The 16,810-nt window shown below is 42.6% G+C and carries 19 protein-coding genes; 11 read left to right on the top strand and 8 right to left on the bottom strand.

Annotated elements, in window-relative coordinates; genetic code table 11:
* The first annotated feature begins 217 nt into the window (after window positions 1-217).
* The 7 genes from IQ19_RS10065 (at window position 218) to IQ19_RS10095 (ending at window position 8,612) form a co-directional block, all read left to right on the top strand.
* Window positions 218-1,093 (top strand): branched-chain amino acid ABC transporter permease, encoded by an 876-nt coding sequence (locus IQ19_RS10065; RefSeq protein WP_144542295.1) that lies wholly within the window; start codon window positions 218-220, stop codon window positions 1,091-1,093.
* Window positions 1,094-1,105: 12 nt separating this feature from the next.
* Complete coding sequence (locus IQ19_RS10070) at window positions 1,106-2,083, top strand: branched-chain amino acid ABC transporter permease (RefSeq protein ID WP_144542296.1); 978 nt, start codon at window positions 1,106-1,108, stop codon at window positions 2,081-2,083.
* The gene (locus IQ19_RS10075; protein ID WP_144542297.1) at window positions 2,055-2,828 is read left to right on the top strand and encodes an ABC transporter ATP-binding protein; all 774 of its coding nucleotides are present in this window, start codon (window positions 2,055-2,057) and stop codon (window positions 2,826-2,828) included. Before IQ19_RS10070 ends, IQ19_RS10075 begins: the two co-directional genes overlap by 29 nt.
* Window positions 2,821-3,531, top strand: coding sequence for an ABC transporter ATP-binding protein (locus IQ19_RS10080; protein WP_144542298.1), 711 nt, complete (start codon window positions 2,821-2,823; stop codon window positions 3,529-3,531). The genes IQ19_RS10075 and IQ19_RS10080 overlap by 8 nt, the downstream gene beginning before the upstream one ends.
* A gap of 109 nt (window positions 3,532-3,640) precedes the next feature.
* On the top strand, window positions 3,641-4,621 hold the full coding sequence (locus IQ19_RS10085; protein WP_144542299.1) for a glycerophosphodiester phosphodiesterase family protein: 981 nt from the start codon (window positions 3,641-3,643) through the stop codon (window positions 4,619-4,621).
* A gap of 438 nt (window positions 4,622-5,059) precedes the next feature.
* On the top strand, window positions 5,060-6,790 hold the full coding sequence (locus IQ19_RS10090; RefSeq protein ID WP_144542300.1) for an ABC transporter ATP-binding protein: 1,731 nt from the start codon (window positions 5,060-5,062) through the stop codon (window positions 6,788-6,790).
* A complete protein-coding gene (locus IQ19_RS10095) occupies window positions 6,783-8,612 on the top strand; it encodes an ABC transporter ATP-binding protein (protein ID WP_144542301.1) in 1,830 nt (609 codons plus the stop codon). The genes IQ19_RS10090 and IQ19_RS10095 overlap by 8 nt, the downstream gene beginning before the upstream one ends.
* A gap of 86 nt (window positions 8,613-8,698) precedes the next feature.
* Here IQ19_RS10095 and IQ19_RS10100 read toward each other — a convergent pair whose 3' ends face one another.
* The gene (locus IQ19_RS10100) at window positions 8,699-9,760 is read right to left on the bottom strand and encodes a M20 family metallopeptidase (protein ID WP_144542302.1); all 1,062 of its coding nucleotides are present in this window, start codon (window positions 9,758-9,760) and stop codon (window positions 8,699-8,701) included.
* A 713-nt stretch (window positions 9,761-10,473) separates the two neighbouring features.
* Here IQ19_RS10100 and IQ19_RS10105 point away from each other — a divergent pair.
* Window positions 10,474-10,980 (top strand): DoxX family protein, encoded by a 507-nt coding sequence (locus IQ19_RS10105; RefSeq protein ID WP_144542303.1) that lies wholly within the window; start codon window positions 10,474-10,476, stop codon window positions 10,978-10,980.
* A gap of 139 nt (window positions 10,981-11,119) precedes the next feature.
* Here IQ19_RS10105 and IQ19_RS10110 read toward each other — a convergent pair whose 3' ends face one another.
* The 3 genes from IQ19_RS10110 to IQ19_RS10120 all read right to left on the bottom strand — a co-directional run bounded on the left by IQ19_RS10110 (window position 11,120) and on the right by IQ19_RS10120 (window position 12,558).
* Window positions 11,120-11,308, bottom strand: a complete 189-nt coding sequence (locus tag IQ19_RS10110; protein ID WP_144542304.1) for a YfhD family protein — start codon at window positions 11,306-11,308, stop codon at window positions 11,120-11,122.
* Window positions 11,309-11,400: 92 nt separating this feature from the next.
* The gene (locus IQ19_RS10115; RefSeq protein ID WP_144542305.1) at window positions 11,401-11,526 is read right to left on the bottom strand and encodes a YfhE family protein; all 126 of its coding nucleotides are present in this window, start codon (window positions 11,524-11,526) and stop codon (window positions 11,401-11,403) included.
* 126 nt (window positions 11,527-11,652) lie between these two features.
* Entirely contained in the window at window positions 11,653-12,558 is a 906-nt protein-coding gene (locus IQ19_RS10120) for a TIGR01777 family oxidoreductase (RefSeq protein WP_144542306.1), read from the bottom strand.
* Window positions 12,559-12,660: 102 nt separating this feature from the next.
* Between IQ19_RS10120 and recX the strand changes: the two genes are divergently transcribed.
* Entirely contained in the window at window positions 12,661-13,470 is an 810-nt protein-coding gene (gene recX, locus IQ19_RS10125; RefSeq protein ID WP_144542307.1) for a recombination regulator RecX, read from the top strand.
* Between the two features lie 25 nt (window positions 13,471-13,495).
* Here the strand turns inward: recX and IQ19_RS10130 are convergent, their stop codons facing one another.
* A complete protein-coding gene (locus tag IQ19_RS10130) occupies window positions 13,496-14,173 on the bottom strand; it encodes an SDR family NAD(P)-dependent oxidoreductase (protein WP_144542308.1) in 678 nt (225 codons plus the stop codon).
* 224 nt (window positions 14,174-14,397) lie between these two features.
* Here IQ19_RS10130 and IQ19_RS10135 point away from each other — a divergent pair, with 224 nt between their 5' ends.
* Window positions 14,398-14,724 carry a YfhH family protein gene (locus tag IQ19_RS10135; RefSeq protein WP_144542309.1) on the top strand — a complete coding sequence of 109 codons (327 nt, stop codon included), beginning with the start codon at window positions 14,398-14,400 and terminating at the stop codon, window positions 14,722-14,724.
* 24 nt (window positions 14,725-14,748) lie between these two features.
* Here the strand turns inward: IQ19_RS10135 and IQ19_RS10140 are convergent, their stop codons facing one another.
* Window positions 14,749-14,907, bottom strand: a complete 159-nt coding sequence (locus IQ19_RS10140; RefSeq protein WP_144542310.1) for a YpzG family protein — start codon at window positions 14,905-14,907, stop codon at window positions 14,749-14,751.
* A 19-nt stretch (window positions 14,908-14,926) separates the two neighbouring features.
* The gene (locus tag IQ19_RS10145; RefSeq protein WP_144542311.1) at window positions 14,927-15,097 is read right to left on the bottom strand and encodes a small, acid-soluble spore protein K; all 171 of its coding nucleotides are present in this window, start codon (window positions 15,095-15,097) and stop codon (window positions 14,927-14,929) included.
* Window positions 15,098-15,225: 128 nt separating this feature from the next.
* Here IQ19_RS10145 and IQ19_RS10150 point away from each other — a divergent pair, with 128 nt between their 5' ends.
* Complete coding sequence (locus IQ19_RS10150) at window positions 15,226-15,495, top strand: YfhJ family protein (RefSeq protein ID WP_144542312.1); 270 nt, start codon at window positions 15,226-15,228, stop codon at window positions 15,493-15,495.
* Window positions 15,496-15,533: 38 nt separating this feature from the next.
* Here the strand turns inward: IQ19_RS10150 and IQ19_RS10155 are convergent, their stop codons facing one another.
* Window positions 15,534-16,514, bottom strand: a complete 981-nt coding sequence (locus tag IQ19_RS10155; RefSeq protein WP_144542313.1) for a metal-dependent hydrolase — start codon at window positions 16,512-16,514, stop codon at window positions 15,534-15,536.
* Window positions 16,515-16,810: the final 296 nt, after the last annotated feature.

Genomic DNA, 16,810 nt, shown 5'->3' on the forward strand with positions numbered 1-16,810 from the left:
AAATGTTGATTTTAACACGTGTTGTTTGGAGCGGAAGGCACGAGATTCTAGCGGAAAAAGCGTACCCATGGGATACCCCGCAGGCGCAGAACGCCAAGGAGTGTCGGAATCCCGCGGTTCCCTGAGTGCTTGCAGCGGAAATCAACACTCATGTTTAACAGAGCCAAAAATTAGAATTACAAGCTTCATATAAAAAAATGTTAGTAGGTGGATAGCCGTGTTAATTGAACAATTAATAAACGGAATAACCCTTGGCAGTATTTATGCCATCGTTGCGCTTGGGTTTACACTAGTCTTCGGGGTGCTAGGCATTATTAACATGGCGCACGGAGAGATCTTTATGTTTGGCGCCTTTATCGGCGTTGTTGTGACAGCAACCTTCAAAGGGCCGCTTTGGCTCGCTTTCCTGGCAGCCATTTTGGTTACTGCTGCAATGGGGTATATGCTTGAACGTTTTGCTCTAAGACCGCTGCGAAGTAAACAGGGTGTTTCACATTTAGCGCCATTAATCAGTACAATCGGTGTTTCAATATTACTGGAAAACCTGTCCCATCATCTTTTTGGTCCAGGCAATCATCCATTCCGTGCTTCATTCGCTGAAATAAGTTTTCAGATCGGATCGATTACCATATACCTCGTGCAGATTGTCATTTTTGTCATTTCTGTACTTTTGATGTACGCTCTTTCTTTTTGGCTTGGCAAAACAAAGGCAGGCAAGGCGTTAAGGGCAACAGCGGAAAATCTGGAAACTGCAAGCCTTCTTGGCGTTGATGTAAAAAGAACGATTACGATGACCGTTATCATTGCATCGGCTATGGGAGGAATTGCCGGCATCCTGGTCGGGATGGCTTTTAACTCTGTTACGCCGCAGATGGGATTATCCATAGGGCTAAAAGGGCTTGCCATTATCATTCTCGGAGGCATGGGAAATGTCAAAGGAGCAATGGCAGGCGGGCTGATCCTTGGATTGGCGGAAACTTTCGTTGTAGTTTACGGCAATTCCGGATACAAGGATGCAATAGCTTTTGTGGCTATAATCGTCATACTTCTCATTAGGCCTCAAGGGTTGTTTGGCCAAAAAATCTCAGCGTAAGAAGGTGAATCCATGCTTGCAGAATTAATTAATCCATATCACTTACAGGTTGCTTCCTTTATACTAATCAACATTATTCTAGGGGTAAGCATTTATATTACACTATCAACGGGACAGCTGTCGCTTGCCAATGCTGGGTTTATGGGGATCGGCGCTTATACTTCCGCACTTTTGACGCTGAATTTTGACCTCCCGATTATTGTGGGGATACTCGCAGGAACCTTAATGGCCGGTTTGTTCGGAATTATAATCGGAATTCCAACTTTAAGGCTTCAAGGAGTTTATCTGGCGATTGTTACCCTTGGCTTTGGAGAAGTTATTCGTGTTATTTTTGTAAACTGGGAGTCGCTGACAAAGGGTGCTGTTGGTTTATCAGGCATACCGCATATGGGGCGTGAAATCCTGAATACACTAAAAGGCTTTGGCTTTGATCCGAAGGTGCTCGGCCTGCAAAATAACCAGTTTGTTTTCTTAACTATTTTCCTTCTCTTATTAGTAATTACTACCAGCATTGTCATGTTTTTTAGAAGACAAAACCGTTCTCGTGTCGGACGGGCTTTTGCTGCAATCAAGCTTGATGAAAAGGCAGCGGAGTCAATGGGAATCAACATCACCTATTATAAAGTCCTTGCTTTTGCACAGGGAGCATTGGTAGCAGGATTTGCCGGCACTTTGTTTGCGCACGTGCTAGCTTACATAAGCCCGGCCGATTTTGCCTATCACCGTGCAGTCGAAATTTTAATTTTTGCGGTCTTTGGCGGCAGTGAAGTCATTTGGGGGCCGGTATTTGGGGCGCTATTCTTGACCGTCATGCCAGAAGTGCTTCGTTTTATCAGCGAATACCGCTATATGATTTACGGTTTAATCATCATTATTATGATGGCTGTTCGTCCTCAGGGACTTATTGATGTAAATATTTTAAACTGGATTAAGCTGAAAACATCAAAGAGGGGGCAAAAGCATGGTACTTCAAGTCAAAAAAGCATGTAAAAACTTTGGCGGGCTGAGTGCTCTGTCTGATGTCTCATTTTCTATAAATAAGGGAGAAATCTTTGGGCTGATTGGACCCAATGGCGCAGGCAAAACAACGATGTTCAATTTGATTACATCGATGTTTACACCCACTTCCGGGGAAATTATATTTAACGCAGAAAACATAAATGGCCTGAAGCCCCATCTCATTACGAAAAAAGGCATTTGCCGGACATTCCAGAACATTCGTCTATTTCCGCAAATGACAGCTGAGGAAAACGTAATGGTAGGGGAGCATTGCCGGAGCAAAGCAGGGGTATTCAGCAGTGTCTTTCGAACAAAAGCCCAGCGCCAGGAAGAGGAAAGAATCCGCCGCAAAGCAAATGAATTGCTTGAATTTGTTGGTTTGGGAGAATATGCGGATGTTGTCTCGGACAGCCTGGCATACGGCCAGCAAAGAAGACTGGAAATAGCCAGAGCCTTGGCCAGCAGTCCTCAGCTTCTTCTTCTCGATGAGCCGGCAGCAGGAATGAATGAAACAGAAACAAGCGAACTTTTTCACCTTATTAAGAAGATTCAGGAGAAGGGGATTACTGTGCTGCTAATTGAGCATGATATGCCTCTTGTAATGAATTTATGCGACCGGATTGCGGTACTTAACTTTGGCAAGAAGATTGCAGAAGGAACACCGGCCGACATTCAGAATAACCCTGATGTCATCGAAGCCTATCTCGGCAGCGAGGAGGAAGATATGTATGCTTAAAGTAAACGGCATTTCCGCCTTTTATGGTAAAATCCAGGTGCTTAAGAACATTGGTCTGGAGGTCGAAGAAGGAAGCATTGTCACAATTCTTGGAGCAAACGGAGCCGGGAAAACAACGACCATGAAGACTATATCTGGACTTCTGAAACCGCAGCAGGGCAGCATTGAATTTCAAGGTGAGGAAGTAAAGGGGCTGAGGCCTGATCAGCTGCTGAGAAAAGGAATTGCTCTTGTTCCGGAGGGCCGGCAGATCCTATCAGGGATGACAGTGCTCGAAAACCTTGAAATGGGGGCATACCACCGAAAGGATAATGAGATTGACCGGGATATTAAAAATGTAATGGAAAGATTCCCGATTCTTGAGGAAAGGCAGAAGCAGCTTGGGGGGACTTTATCAGGCGGCCAGCAGCAAATGCTCGCCATTGCCAGAGCAATCCTCAGCAAGCCCAAGCTTCTTCTCCTTGACGAACCATCAATGGGATTGGCCCCGTTGATCGTGGCTGATATTTTTAAAATTATAAAAGAAATTAATGAAGCTGGGACAACAGTCCTCCTGGTAGAGCAGAATGCAAGGCAGGCTCTGCGCATATCCGATTATGGATATGTGCTGGAAACCGGAAAAATCGTAGCAGAAGGAAGTTCCCAGGAGCTGTTGAATGACCCAAGAATCATGGAGGCCTATCTGGGACGGAAATCGAGTTAAAATATATTTTTGAAGGCCAAATCGGTTGATTTGGCCTTTGTATTTACAAAGATGAAATTATGGTAAAATCGGTTCGAGAATGATATAAGAACACCATTTGGAGGACCGGATGAAAAAGATCAAAAAGTTTTTTAAAAGACTGCTCTTGTTTTTACTAATCCTTGCCGTGTTTATGTTTGCCAATAACAGCTCCCTGTTTACAAAAGAAGGGGAAGAGAAGCCTTTGCTGCTGGCGCATAGAGGGATGGCACAGACCTTTCATATGGAAGGAATAACTGGGGATACGTGTACGGCAGAGCGAATTTATGAGCCTGAACATCCTTTTATAGAAAATACCATTCCATCAATGGAGGCGGCTTTTGAAGGTGGGGCTGATGTTATAGAATTGGATATCCAGCCGACGAAGGATGGCCAGTTTGCTGTTTTTCATGATTGGACACTGGAATGCCGGACAGATGGCCAGGGAGTTACCAGGGAACATACAATGGAGGAACTGAAACAGCTCGACATTGGATACGGTTATACAGCCGATAAGGGAAAAACTTTTCCGTTTCGAGGAAAAGAAACCGGACTTATGCCTTCGCTTGATGATGTAATGGAGCATTTTCCGGAAAGCAACTTTTTAATCCATATTAAAAGCAATGATCCGAATGAAGGAAAACAGCTTGCTGGATATCTTTCAAAGTTCCCGGAAAGCCGGCTGCAGGAAATAACGGTATATGGAGGAGATGAACCTATTGCTGCGCTTCAGGAGAAATTGCCTGGCATACGCGTGATGTCAAAGGCCACCCTAAAGAGCTGTCTCTTGCCCTATCTGGCAGCTGGCTGGACAGGATATATTCCTAATTCCTGTGAAGAGACGCAGCTGCATATCCCTGAAGCTTATGCAAAATGGATGTGGGGCTGGCCTCATAAGTTTATAAACCGTATGGATAAAGCAGGCACAAATGTTATCGTAGTTGCAGGCGACGGCGGCTGGTCGGAAGGCTTTGATACACCTGCAGATTTGGGACGTCTTCCCGCTGGTTATTCCGGGGGTATATGGACAAACCGGATTGATCTAATTGCACCCGTTTACAAGGAAAATTGACGCTTGGAATCATCCAGGCGTTTTTTTATTAAGCTCTGAAAAAGCTCAATGTTGATATTAGTATTCTGTTGATTGGAGCGGAAGGCGCGGGACTCCAGTGATAGGAGTGAGTCAAAGGGAGGCCCAGCAGGCTTAGTGTTTGAGGAGCGTGGGACCGCCCGCGGTTCGCTGAGTGCCTGGGAGCGGAAATCAACAGGCAAGTTTAACAAAGCTTTTTATTATTAGATCAATTTCTGCTTTTATAGACTGTTTAAACTTGGGAATTTCACACAGATGTTTAAGGGCGCCTGCCCTTTTCTAATTTTTTTACAGGTAAATTATTTAAAAATTTTGTAAAAAGGGATATTATATTTATAGCGTTATAATATTTAGTTTATCGAAGGATTTCAAATGGCTTTTTATACATATATTTTGCAATTACAGCTTGGGGGACTACGAATGGCGAGGATTCTATCATACTTAAAACCGTACCGGATCGCGGTGGCGGTTGCTCTTTTGCTAATGCTGACAGAGCTCGTGGTTGAGCTTATTCAGCCATTGCTAATGGCAAAAATCATAGATAAAGGTATTATGCAAAACGACCTTCAGGAGGTTATGAAATGGGGAGGAATCATGGTCGGAGCTTCATTTGCAGCTTTTGCTGCAGGCGTAATCAATTCCTTCTATGCTGCCCATGTCAGCCAAAGCTTCGGTTTTGATGTGAGAAAAAGTTTATATGAAAAAGTGCAATCCTTCTCTTTTGCCAATTTTAATCACTTCCCTACTTCTTCTCTGATTACAAGAATGACCAATGATATTACACAGCTGCAAAATACAGTCTTTATGAGTCTTAGAATTATGATGAGAGCGCCGCTATTAATTATCGGCGGCCTTGGGATGGCATTTGTTGTGAATGTAAAACTGGCACTCATTTTATCTGTCGTTGCACCTTTTCTATTTCTTTTCCTGTTTTGGGTGATGGGCAAAGGGGGTTCAATGTTTAAAGAGGTTCAGGAAAAACTGGATGCAGTAAATAGTGTTATGCAGGAAAATTTGTCGGGCATTCGCTTAATAAAAGCCTTTGTCCGCAGAAAGCATGAGGTGAAACGCTTTACAGGAACCAATAAGGATCTTAGAGATGGAACAATCAAAGCATTGCGGCTTATGGAAGTAACCATGCCGGTGCTTCTTCTGATTATGAACCTTTGCATTCTGGGTGTACTATGGTTTGGGAGCATCCAGGTCAATACAGAGGGTGTGAAGGTGGGAGAGGTTGTCGCAATTGTCAACTATGCAACCAGGATAACGGCTGCTTTTTCGATCTTTTCCTGGATTATTATGGCCTTTTCAAGGGCCCGTGCCTCTGCAAATCGTGTCACTGAGGTATTGGAAACAGAGGTTGATTTAGCGGATCTTTGGGACTCCCGAAAGGATTTAACAGTCAATGAAGGAAAAATTGAATTCACAAATGTCTCATTTCAATATCCGGGAACGGCCGAAATGGTTCTCGAAGATATTAGCTTTAAAATAAATCCGGGCGAAACGGTCGCCATCCTCGGAGCCACGGGAGCGGGCAAGACCTCTTTATTCCAGCTCATTCCCCGACTTTATGATGTAACTGGAGGAATAGTTAAGATTGATGGGCATGATGTCCGCAAGATGAAAATGGAGAACCTCCGCAGGAAGGTCGGTTTCGTGCCGCAGGAAGCCTTGCTTTTTACAGGAAGTGTGAAAGAAAACATTTCATGGGGCAAGGAAGATGCCACTATGGTGGAAATTACTGCAGCATCTGTAAATGCACAAATTCACGAAACCATTATGAACCTTCCTCAGCAATATGATACAAGAGTGGGGCAAAAGGGTGTTAATCTATCCGGCGGGCAAAAACAAAGATTGTCGATTGCGCGGGCTCTTGTGAGAATGCCGAAAATTTTGCTGCTCGATGACAGCACGAGCGCGTTGGATATGAAAACAGAAGCAAAGCTGCTGGGCGCTCTAAAGGAGTATACTTGCACGACATTGATTATCACGCAGAAAATCAGCACCGCAATTGAAGCGGACCGGATTTTGCTTCTGGAGGATGGAAAGCTGCTGGCTGAAGGCGATCATGACAGCCTGCTAAAAACATCCGGATTATACAAAAGGATTTTCCAATCCCAATCAGGAGAGGAGAATAGAAACTATGCTTAAACAGCTCAAAAGACCATTCCAATATAAAAAAATTCCTCTCCAGCTTGACGAAAAGGTTTCACTAGGGAAAAAGGCGAAATCAAAAGATATGGGTGCGACTTTAAAGCGGATTTGGACCTTTCTTTCCTATAATAAGAGCTTGTTGTTCCTAGTTCTTCTCATGGTGCTCATCAGTTCCGCATTGGCTTTGTTAGGCCCATTTTTAGTGGGGGTGGCCATTGATGAATATATTGTCACACGAAATAGCGATGGCTTTATCACCTTGCTGGCAGGGCTGGCGGTGATCTATGTGTTTCACTCGCTTTCACTCTGGTTCCAGAACTATTGGATGATCGGCATCGCCCAAGAAACTGTTTTTACGATGAGAACAAAGCTTTTCAGGCATTTGCATAAGCTGCCGATTCCTTTCTTTGATAAACGGCAGCAAGGAGAATTAATGAGCAGGGTTACCAATGATATCGAGAATGTCAGCTCTACCTTGAATAGCTCGGTTATCCAGGTGTTCTCCAGTTTGCTTACCCTAATTGGCACGATTTCTGTGATGCTGTGGCTGAGTCCGCTGTTGACGCTGATCACGCTCATTATTGTTCCATTAATGTTTCTTGGCATGAAATGGATTACAAAAAGGACAGGAAAACTATTCAAGGAGCAGCAAAAAAATCTGGGCGAGCTGAATGGTTTTATTGAAGAAACGATATCAGGGCAACGAATCATCAAAACGTTCTCACAGGAAAAAAAGGTCATTGCCGAATTCCATGAAAAAGGGGAAAAGCTTAGGAGAGCAGGATTTTGGGCGCAGACCTACTCAGGGTTTATTCCGAAGCTAATGAATGTCCTGAATAACCTTAGCTTTGCCATAATTGCTGGGATAGGGGGCATTTTTGCTCTAAACGGAATGATCTCGATTGGTGTCATTGTCATATTTACCGAGTATTCCCGCCAATTTACCCGTCCACTGAATGACCTGGCAAACCAATTTAACACGCTGCTGTCTGCGATTGCCGGAGCTGAGCGGGTATTTGACATTATGGATGAAGAGGAAGAGTTTAAGAATGAAAAGGATCTTAAGGAGCTTTCGCATATTAAAGGAGAGGTCGAGTTCTGCAATGTATCATTTTCATATGAAGAGGATGGCAATACGGTAAGGAATGTTAACCTCCATGTGAAAGCGGGACAGACGGCTGCTTTCGTAGGTCCGACCGGAGCAGGGAAAACAACCATGGTCAATTTACTGTCGCGCTTTTATGAGCGGGATACAGGAAGCATTTTAATAGATGGACAGGATATCTCCCTTGTGAAAAAAGAAAGCCTGCGGAAGAATATGGGTTTCGTCTTACAGGACTCCTTTCTATTCCGGGGTACGGTCCGTGAAAATATCCGTTACGGAAGGCTGGAAGCTTCAGATGAAGAAGTTGAGAAAGCAGCAAAGCTCGCCAACGCCCATTCGTTCATCATGAAGCTCCCCCAGCAATACGACACCGTTTTAAGCCAGGACGGAAGCGGTATCAGCCAGGGGCAAAAACAGCTGTTATCTATTGCTAGGGCGTTCCTCGCTAATCCTGGCATTTTGATTCTGGATGAGGCAACAAGCAGCATTGATACTGTGACAGAACTAAAAATCCAGGATGCCCTGCAGGAACTGATGAAGGGCCGGACCAGCTTCGTCATTGCCCATCGCTTAAATACCATTCAAAATGCAGATAAGATTTTTGTCCTTGAAGAGGGGTGCATTATTGAAGAAGGTACGCATGAATCGCTTCTCATACATGAGGGCTTTTACTATCAGCTGCATGGTAAAGCTGCAGTTGGTGCACATGCATGAGATGGGGCAGCCTATCATAATAAGGCGGACTTGAGCAATTTCGAGTCCGCCTTTTATTCTATCTATTAAGTTTTAAGAGTCCTCCTTTAATTCGAAAACTTCATAGCGAAGTCTATAAGCATTTTTACATATAAATGGATAGAGTGAGGAAGAACATATTCTTTATCACCGTGCCAGTTTAAGCCGGAAGGGCCAAATTCGATAGCCGGTATACCATAATTAGCGAAAAAGACCGTATCGGCAGAACCGTGCTGCCCGAAGAACACTGCTTTATCTTCCGTATGTTTCTCGACGATCGGTTCGAGCATAAGGATGAATGGGTTGTCCCTTTCAGTAACAAGCGGTTTACTGAACATATTGATGATTACTTCGCCATTTGTAATGCCTTCAATTTGTTTGATGACGTCTTCATGATTCTGTGTAGGCAAGTAGCGGATATCATAGGACATCACACATTTTTCAGGAACTTTATTATATACATCGCCGCCCTTAATTTTAGCCAAATTAATAGATGGGTATGGATAGAACTCGGATGATTCTTTTGCAAAAGGCAATTTTAGTAGTTTTTGATGGACTTCAAAGGCTTTTTCAATTGCGTTTACCCCTTCCCAAGGACGGCTGCCATGGGCTGGGTCCCCTTCAATTTCGATATCCAGCCTGATAACGCCTTTTGCTTCTAGCGCGATCCCCAGCTGAGTGGGTTCAGAACAAATGACAAAATCACCGCGAAACCCCTGCTCTGCGAGATAGCCGGAACAATTAAACCCGCCTATTTCTTCATCTGATACAATTTGGAGCTGTATTTTCACGCCTATGGGTTTATTGTGAAGCTCTTTGACCGCACACATCATGGCAGCAACTCCCGCTTTCATATCAGCTGCACCGCGGCCATAGATTTTATCTCTCACTTCCACAGGAATAAATTGCTCATCCTTTCCTGACACAACATCGACATGGCCATTAAAGATGACGGTTTGATCACCGCTTCCAATCTCGCAGACTGCCATTTTATATCCGTTGTTTTCAATCAATTCAGAAGGGAGGTCATGGCCTGACAGCCACTGGTGGCAATATTCGATTGCCCGGTTTGCCCCCTCCTTGGTAGAACTGTTAATTGAAATGAGATCCTTCAATACATTCTCAAGCATATTTTAAAAGGTCCTCCTTTAGTTTTAACTGAATCCGTTTTGCAAACATATCTTTCCTATTCCCGGCTTTGGGCAGAAGAAATCGTACTTTTAAAAATTACTTTTAGAAGAAGAACTTTCATTTGGCTTCAACTCTCCAAGCCAATAAAAAAGGAACTGAAGAAAGGTTCCTTAATCTCAGCCCAACTGAATCCGGCAAGTTTAACAGAGCTAAAAAGACAAAAAGTTAAATGACCCCTTCCCAGTAAGGGGAAAAAAAGGTATGATAATCAGGTTGTTTACTTATTCACGTAGTTATCAACATATTAAAGCTTGTTCTAAAAGTGATCCACAAACTTATCAACGCTATCCACAGAATTCGATGGAAATATCCACAGGATTTTATTAACATCCATAAAAAGATGTAATATACCACGGTGAAAGCTGTTATTTAACTTATTAACATTATCCACATCCTTGTGGGAAAATATCTGTTCACAACTTGATCAAACTTAGCCCAATAATTGTGAAAAATTGGTGAAGTCCATTGCAGAAAGGCGTTGGAAGGAGTATATTAAAAGTGAAGAAAGATAGTGAAATACTTCACAAAGTGGTTCGCTTAAGCTTCCTTTCTTCCAAAGAGCTGGCCGGCTTTTAAAAACCCTAAATGGGTTGAAAATTTTTTATCAGATAATGTGAATAATTTCACAACAAAAAATATGGAGATGATTATCATGAAATGGTGGAAAACTCCGCAAGCGGCAGCAGCGTGGACAATACTAAGAATTTGGCTTGGCATACAATGGCTTGAAGCAGGGTGGCACAAATTAGCAGATGGGTTTGATGCAGGCGGATTTATGCAGGGGGCTATTGCAAAAGCTGGCGGCGATCATCCTGCAGTGCAGGCTTGGTACGCAGGATTCCTTGAAAGTGTAGCAGTGCCTAACGCAGATTTATTCAGCTTTTTAGTTGCATGGGGCGAAGTGCTTGTTGGTATCGGACTTATCCTAGGTGCAGCAACAATCCCAGCTTTAATCGCAGGTGCATTTATGAACCTTAACTTCTTACTGGCAGGAACTACAAGCACTAATCCCGTATTATATACAGCCGCAATCATCCTTCTCTTTACCGGAAGCGGTGCATACTTCTGGGGCGTTGACAGATTTGCAATTCCATATATCAAGACGATGATGAAAAAAGGCGGAAACAGCATCGGCAAAAGAGAAGTCCATAATCACTAATTTAATGAGAAGAAGCAGGGATATTGCCCTGCTTCTTTTTTAAAGATAGGGAAGTATATCTTTATACTTTGATAACTGTCTAGCTTCAGCACCATTGAAAAAGAGCTGCTTCCATATGGGAAGCTATATGTCTGGCTGCTTAGCGTTTTTGTCTGCTTCTAGCACGCTGGTCAGCCGCCTTGGAACGTGCCATTGCTTCGAGGTCATCGTGATCGGCAAGATCGCGGTCAAATTCTACGTCTAAACCATCCGATTTCATGTTCTTTGGTACTTGTGGAAGTGATGCTTTGTTTCGGTCACGAGTCTTATGCCCATGTGCACGACCCATTTTAAAAAACCCCTTTCAACAATAAAAGTACGGAAACAGATTGCTTCCGTACTTTTATCATGTGCCATTTATAAGGCTGGTATAGGTGGTAATTAATGTTTTGGCTGTCTTCCAGCAAATCCGCCGGCTTTGTCAGCTCTTTTGAATTCTCTGGAATAGGTTACTTCCTGCATGCTGGATAATGTACTTTTGGATTTGTCTTTTTTCTTTTTGTCCATTTTGTATCATCCTTTCAAAATATGCTTCAACTTTCCTTATTTTTCCCTTATTTGAAAGAATTGATACTGAAGATTCCGCGAAAAAATGGATTTTGCTGCTTAGAATAAACTTCGCAAATAATCCAATTATAAGTATATATCCGTTAATGCTGGCTTCAAGCTCTTAAACAAAAATTCATACCCGTATGCTGTCAGTTTCTTCGGCAGCACTTTTTGGCCCTCTAATACAAGGGTGCTCATTTCTCCCAGGACTATTTTTAAAGCAAAGCCTGGAGCAGGAATCCAGTGAGGGCGATGGAGAACCTCTCCAAGGATCTGGCCAAATTCATACATTGTAACCGGATTTGGCGAAGTAAAATTGACCGGCCCTTGCAGCTGTTCTTTTTCTATGCAAAATAGGATCCCGCTGACAACATCATTCAAATGGATCCAGGAAACCCATTGACAGCCAGATCCAACTGTACCACCAGCAAATAATTTATAGGGGAGCGCCATTCGTGGAAGGGCACCTTCATTTTTCTCGAGAATAATACCAAAACGGCAAAAAATTGTACGGACCTCCCATTCTTCCGCTTTGGAGGCCTCCATTTCCCATCGCCTTACTGTCTCAGCTAAAAAGTCAGAGCCTGCGTTTTTGGATACTTCCGTAAAAGTTTCATTTTCTGAAGTCCCATAGTATCCGACTGCACTTGCGTTAATTAAGGTATAGGGCTTTTCTGCCAGACGGCTGATAATGCGAAGCACTTCCTTGGTTGCTGTAATCCGACTGTTGAAAATACGCTTCTTGCGTTCCAATGTCCATCTGCCGCTGTTAATGGATTCCCCAGCCAGATTGATAAATACATCTATTCCTTCAAGCTCATCCTCCGGTGAATCAGCTTTATTCAACCACTGTACATAATAAAGATTTTTGGAATTTTGTTTGTTCCCAGCATTTCTCGTTAAAATAAAAAGCTCGTGTCCGTTCTCCAATAATTTTTTCGTCAAGGCGCTTCCAACGAAACCGGTACCTCCTGTTATGGCTATTCTCATGGGAAATTCCCCTTTCAAGTGGCAATACTTTCTTACATCTTACGACGTTTTTCTTTCTAAAACCTTTTTTAAATGTGTTACATTAAAAAAGAGGTGGAGAAAATGCCGATTATTACGAAAATCACTGTACAGAAAAAGAAAACAGACCGCTACAATATATATATGGATTATGGCAAGGGTGAAGAATACGCGTTTAGTGTGGATGAAGATGTTTTAATTAAACACCAGCTGAAAAAAGGACTGGAGCTTGATGAATTCGCACTTAGTGAAATTGGCTACAAGGATGATATACGCAAAGCCTATAACACTGCTATTCAGTATTTATCCAGAAGGATGCGCTCAGAAACCGAAGTCCGCAAACATTTAGCTGAAAAAGAAGTTGAAGAACCTGTTATACAGGAAGTTATACACAAATTATATGACTATAAATTTTTAAACGATGAAGAATTCGCAAAAGCTTTCGTGCGTACACAAATGAACACTTCAGATAAAGGCAAAGGATTAATCCGCAATGAACTCAGGGAAAAAGGAATTTCCTCAAAATTAATTGAGGAAGCATTGGAGGAGTATCCCATGGAAATTGAGCTCGATACAGCAATAAAGCTTTGCGGTAAACAGGCACAAAAACTTTCCCGTGATTCCTCAAAGATAATCAAGCAAAAACTAGAACAAATGCTCATGCGCAAAGGTTTTAATTTTGAAATTATTCAAGCAGCCATTGCGGAAACTGAGCTTGAAAAAGAAGAGGACGAAGAGATGGCAGCTCTAAAATTCCAGGCAGAAAAAGCCAAGAGAAAATATGTAAAGCTGCCAAAATTTGAATACAAGCAGAAAATGAAACAAACCTTATTCCGCAAAGGATTTTCATTTGACTTAATTGCGCAGTATTTAAATGAAGAAGAGGATATATAAGAAACACATGGCATAAAGCCATGTGTTATTTTCTGTTAGACTCTATCACAATTGTATCTTCATCAATGCTGTCCAAAATCAACTCTGCAACTTCTTTAGGAGAGCGAAGCCTTGATTTATCCTTGATGTGGTCGCTTTCATCCCAGAAAGGTGTGTCCATGCCGCCCATATATACGGCTTTGACCTTGATATTTGTATCCTCAAGCTCTTTCTGCAGGCTCTCTGTGAGCCCTCTTACAGCAAATTTGCTTGCCACATATCCAGCTTCATTTACCTTTCCTTTTAGGCCCGCTGTGGAAATGATATTCATCAGCAATCCTTCGTTTCTTTCTTTTAAATAAGGCAAAATTGCCTGTGACATATAAATAGTGCCAAGTACATTAGTATCAAGCATTTCGCTAATTTCTTTTTCAGCCATTTCTTCAAATGGGCCAAAGTGGCCAACTCCGGCATTATTAATCAAGCCGAAGAGAGGATAGCTTCGGACTGCATCCTCTATAAATTGGCGGACTTCTTCGAGCTTGGTGACATCAACAGAAAAGGATTGTGCGCTTCCGCCGGCATCTTGTATTTCCCTTTCCACTTTCTTAAGTTTCTCGAGTGTCCGTCCCGTCAAAATGATATGGAAGCCTTGTTTTGCGTATAATAATGCAAGTTCCCTTCCTAATCCTGATCCTGCACCCGTAACTATAAGGGATTTCATATTTGTATCACTCCTTTTGAGAACTATTCTATAAAAATCATTTTAGCAAAATCGGCAGTGTATTTCTTTTCGTAGGCTTTAGGTCTGAAAGCTCCAGTCTTTTCTAACCATGTTTTTTCCCATATACTTAGCTATGTAGAAAAGTTTTTTAAATAATAAATCCTCTATAGGTTAGAGTGTTCCAAACAGGATTTAATTATCTAGAGAAAGTAAGAGGGATCGTTATGCAGGAGAAAAGATATAGCACAATGACGACATATGAATTGCAGCAGGAAATCGCCAGCCTGAATGAAAAAGCCAGGAAAGCAGAACAGATGGGTATGGTGAATGAGTTTGCGGTACTGGAGCGAAAAGTGATAATGGCTAAGTCCTACCTGCTCAATCCGGATGATTTTAAGCCAGGGGAATTATATCAAATTGAAGGGGATCCAGGAGTGTATTTTAAAATTGAATATATGAATGGAGTATTTGCTTGGGGATATCGGTTAAATGGAAAGGGAGAAGAGGCTTTGCCGATTTCTATGCTTAAAAAAATGGAAAAAAGAGGATGATTTGAACATCCTCTTTCAACCAGTTTATGATCTCTTTCTAGTTTGTCTTTCTAAAATGATGAGGTCTTGAGTTTGCTGGGTTTCTCCATTCACCTGTGAATGGGCCTTTTTAGGCCGGAAGTTTGGAGAAGTAAATGGACTGGAGTACGGATTGTCGCCAAAAAACTTTTTGCTGTTTCCCATAACCAAGCCTCCTCAAATTTTAAAAATCAGGTGTATCGTTCTCTCGGTTTGATGAAGCTCTCATCCGTTCTTGAGGGTGTGTATTGATGGTGCCATCAGCCCGGCGTGAAGCGTACTCCGCTTTAGCCCGTGGCTCGCCCTCTAATTTATTGTTGTTTTGATTTGGGAAATTTCTTGCTTTATTGCGCATAAGCAGCCTCCTAAAACGGAATAGAGAGTGAACAGCATTAATGCCATTCACGTAGTACTATTATTTGTTTTTGTAAGCTAGGCTATGATGATTAAAGCCCTTTAATAAATGGTAATGAGGTGATTTTTATGAATGAATACCAGCAAAAGCTTTATGAACTTTTAGTGAAAAAAAATGATAAGCTGTCAGCCGGCCAGGCCCAAACATGGATTGAACTTCTTTGGGAGGACTTTGAAGCAACATATGCCAAAGCCGGCAGAGAATATAAAGGCAGCGAAATGACGGAGCGTATTGTAAGGCAATGGGTAGAAAATTACGGCAGCAGACTCCATGAATTTGTGGCTAATAATCCTAAATACAAACATTTGCTTGAACAGGACAAAAATAAACTTAATTAAAAACAGGCTGCCTCAGGAAAGGCAGCCTGTTTTTAAATTTACCCGGGAATAATATCCAGTTTTTTACGGAGTTTTTCTTCACTGAAAATCCAGCCCGTGTAGGAAGACTGAATGGTTAATTCCCGGTCAAGCTGGACAACAGCCACGAACGGGTAATGGCCATTGCTTCGATAACGCAGATCAATGAAACGCACTTCATAATAATCATCATATTCATCCACTTCCCAGCGGTAAACAGGAGAGAAGGATAGGAATGCAGATAGGTTCTTATCTTTCTTTGCTGCTTCAAGCACCGGGGTTTCAGGAACGGGAACGCGATTGAATTGATCGAGAATCCGGACGTGATTTTTAACAGCGCGTCCTACGAAAAACTGATGCTTGCTCATTACCGCAACCCGCCAGTGGTTAAATCTCATGGTTGGGGCAATGATGATTTCGGTTGCATCTGGAATGATGGCCTTTACAGCTTTTAGGACGCTCCTTTGGGTTGCAAAACGCAGCAGATAGTACACCACTATAATTCCGTATATGACTAAAAATGTATATCCGGGATGGGCACCAAATGCCCAAATAAATAATCCGGCAACATGAATCCCGAAAATAAATGGGTCAAACGTGTTAATGACTCCCAATGCGACCCATTTCGACGAAAAAGGCCTCAGTGCCTGTGTTCCATATGCATTAAAAATGTCGACAAATACATGCAGGAAAACGGCCAAAAATGTCCAAATCCAAAGATGAAGCAAGTTAGCATCCGGAAAAAACGGATAAATAACCGCTAATATCACCAGCGGCCATAGCAGAACAGCTGGGATGGAATGGGTAATTCCCCTATGGTTGCGTATATAAACGGCGTTATTTCTAAGCTTTAAAACTGTATCAATATCTGGTATTTGTGAACCTACGATTGCTCCAATCATGACGCTGGTTGCAGTTGCCGAACTTTGTGCAACAACCGGATCAAGAGTGGCAATGCCGCCAATCGCCAGCCCCATTACTACATGTGTGCCGGTATCCAAGAGGAAAGTACCTCCTTCCTTGGGAACATGATTTAAGTAGGAATGTGTGAATTTTAAAATTCAATAATTGTCTAGTTACGGCGCCTAGCCCTTGGAGATCTTAAGCAGTCGTTCCCCTTCGGAGGGCAGGCCCTTCGAGGTTTACGTCTTAAGTTTGAGGCCCGCATGAATAAGGAACGCTGCGTCAGCATTTTCATCGCACGACCGAAAGCGTTAGCTTTTGGGAGGACGTGGCGGTCTTCGTTCCGTTTGACCAAGGCGCCTCCGCTTTTCTAAAGTGTATCAACAAATTTCTT

The organism is Cytobacillus oceanisediminis, from assembly GCF_007830235.1.
GTDB lineage: Bacteria > Bacillota > Bacilli > Bacillales > Cytobacillaceae > Cytobacillus > Cytobacillus oceanisediminis.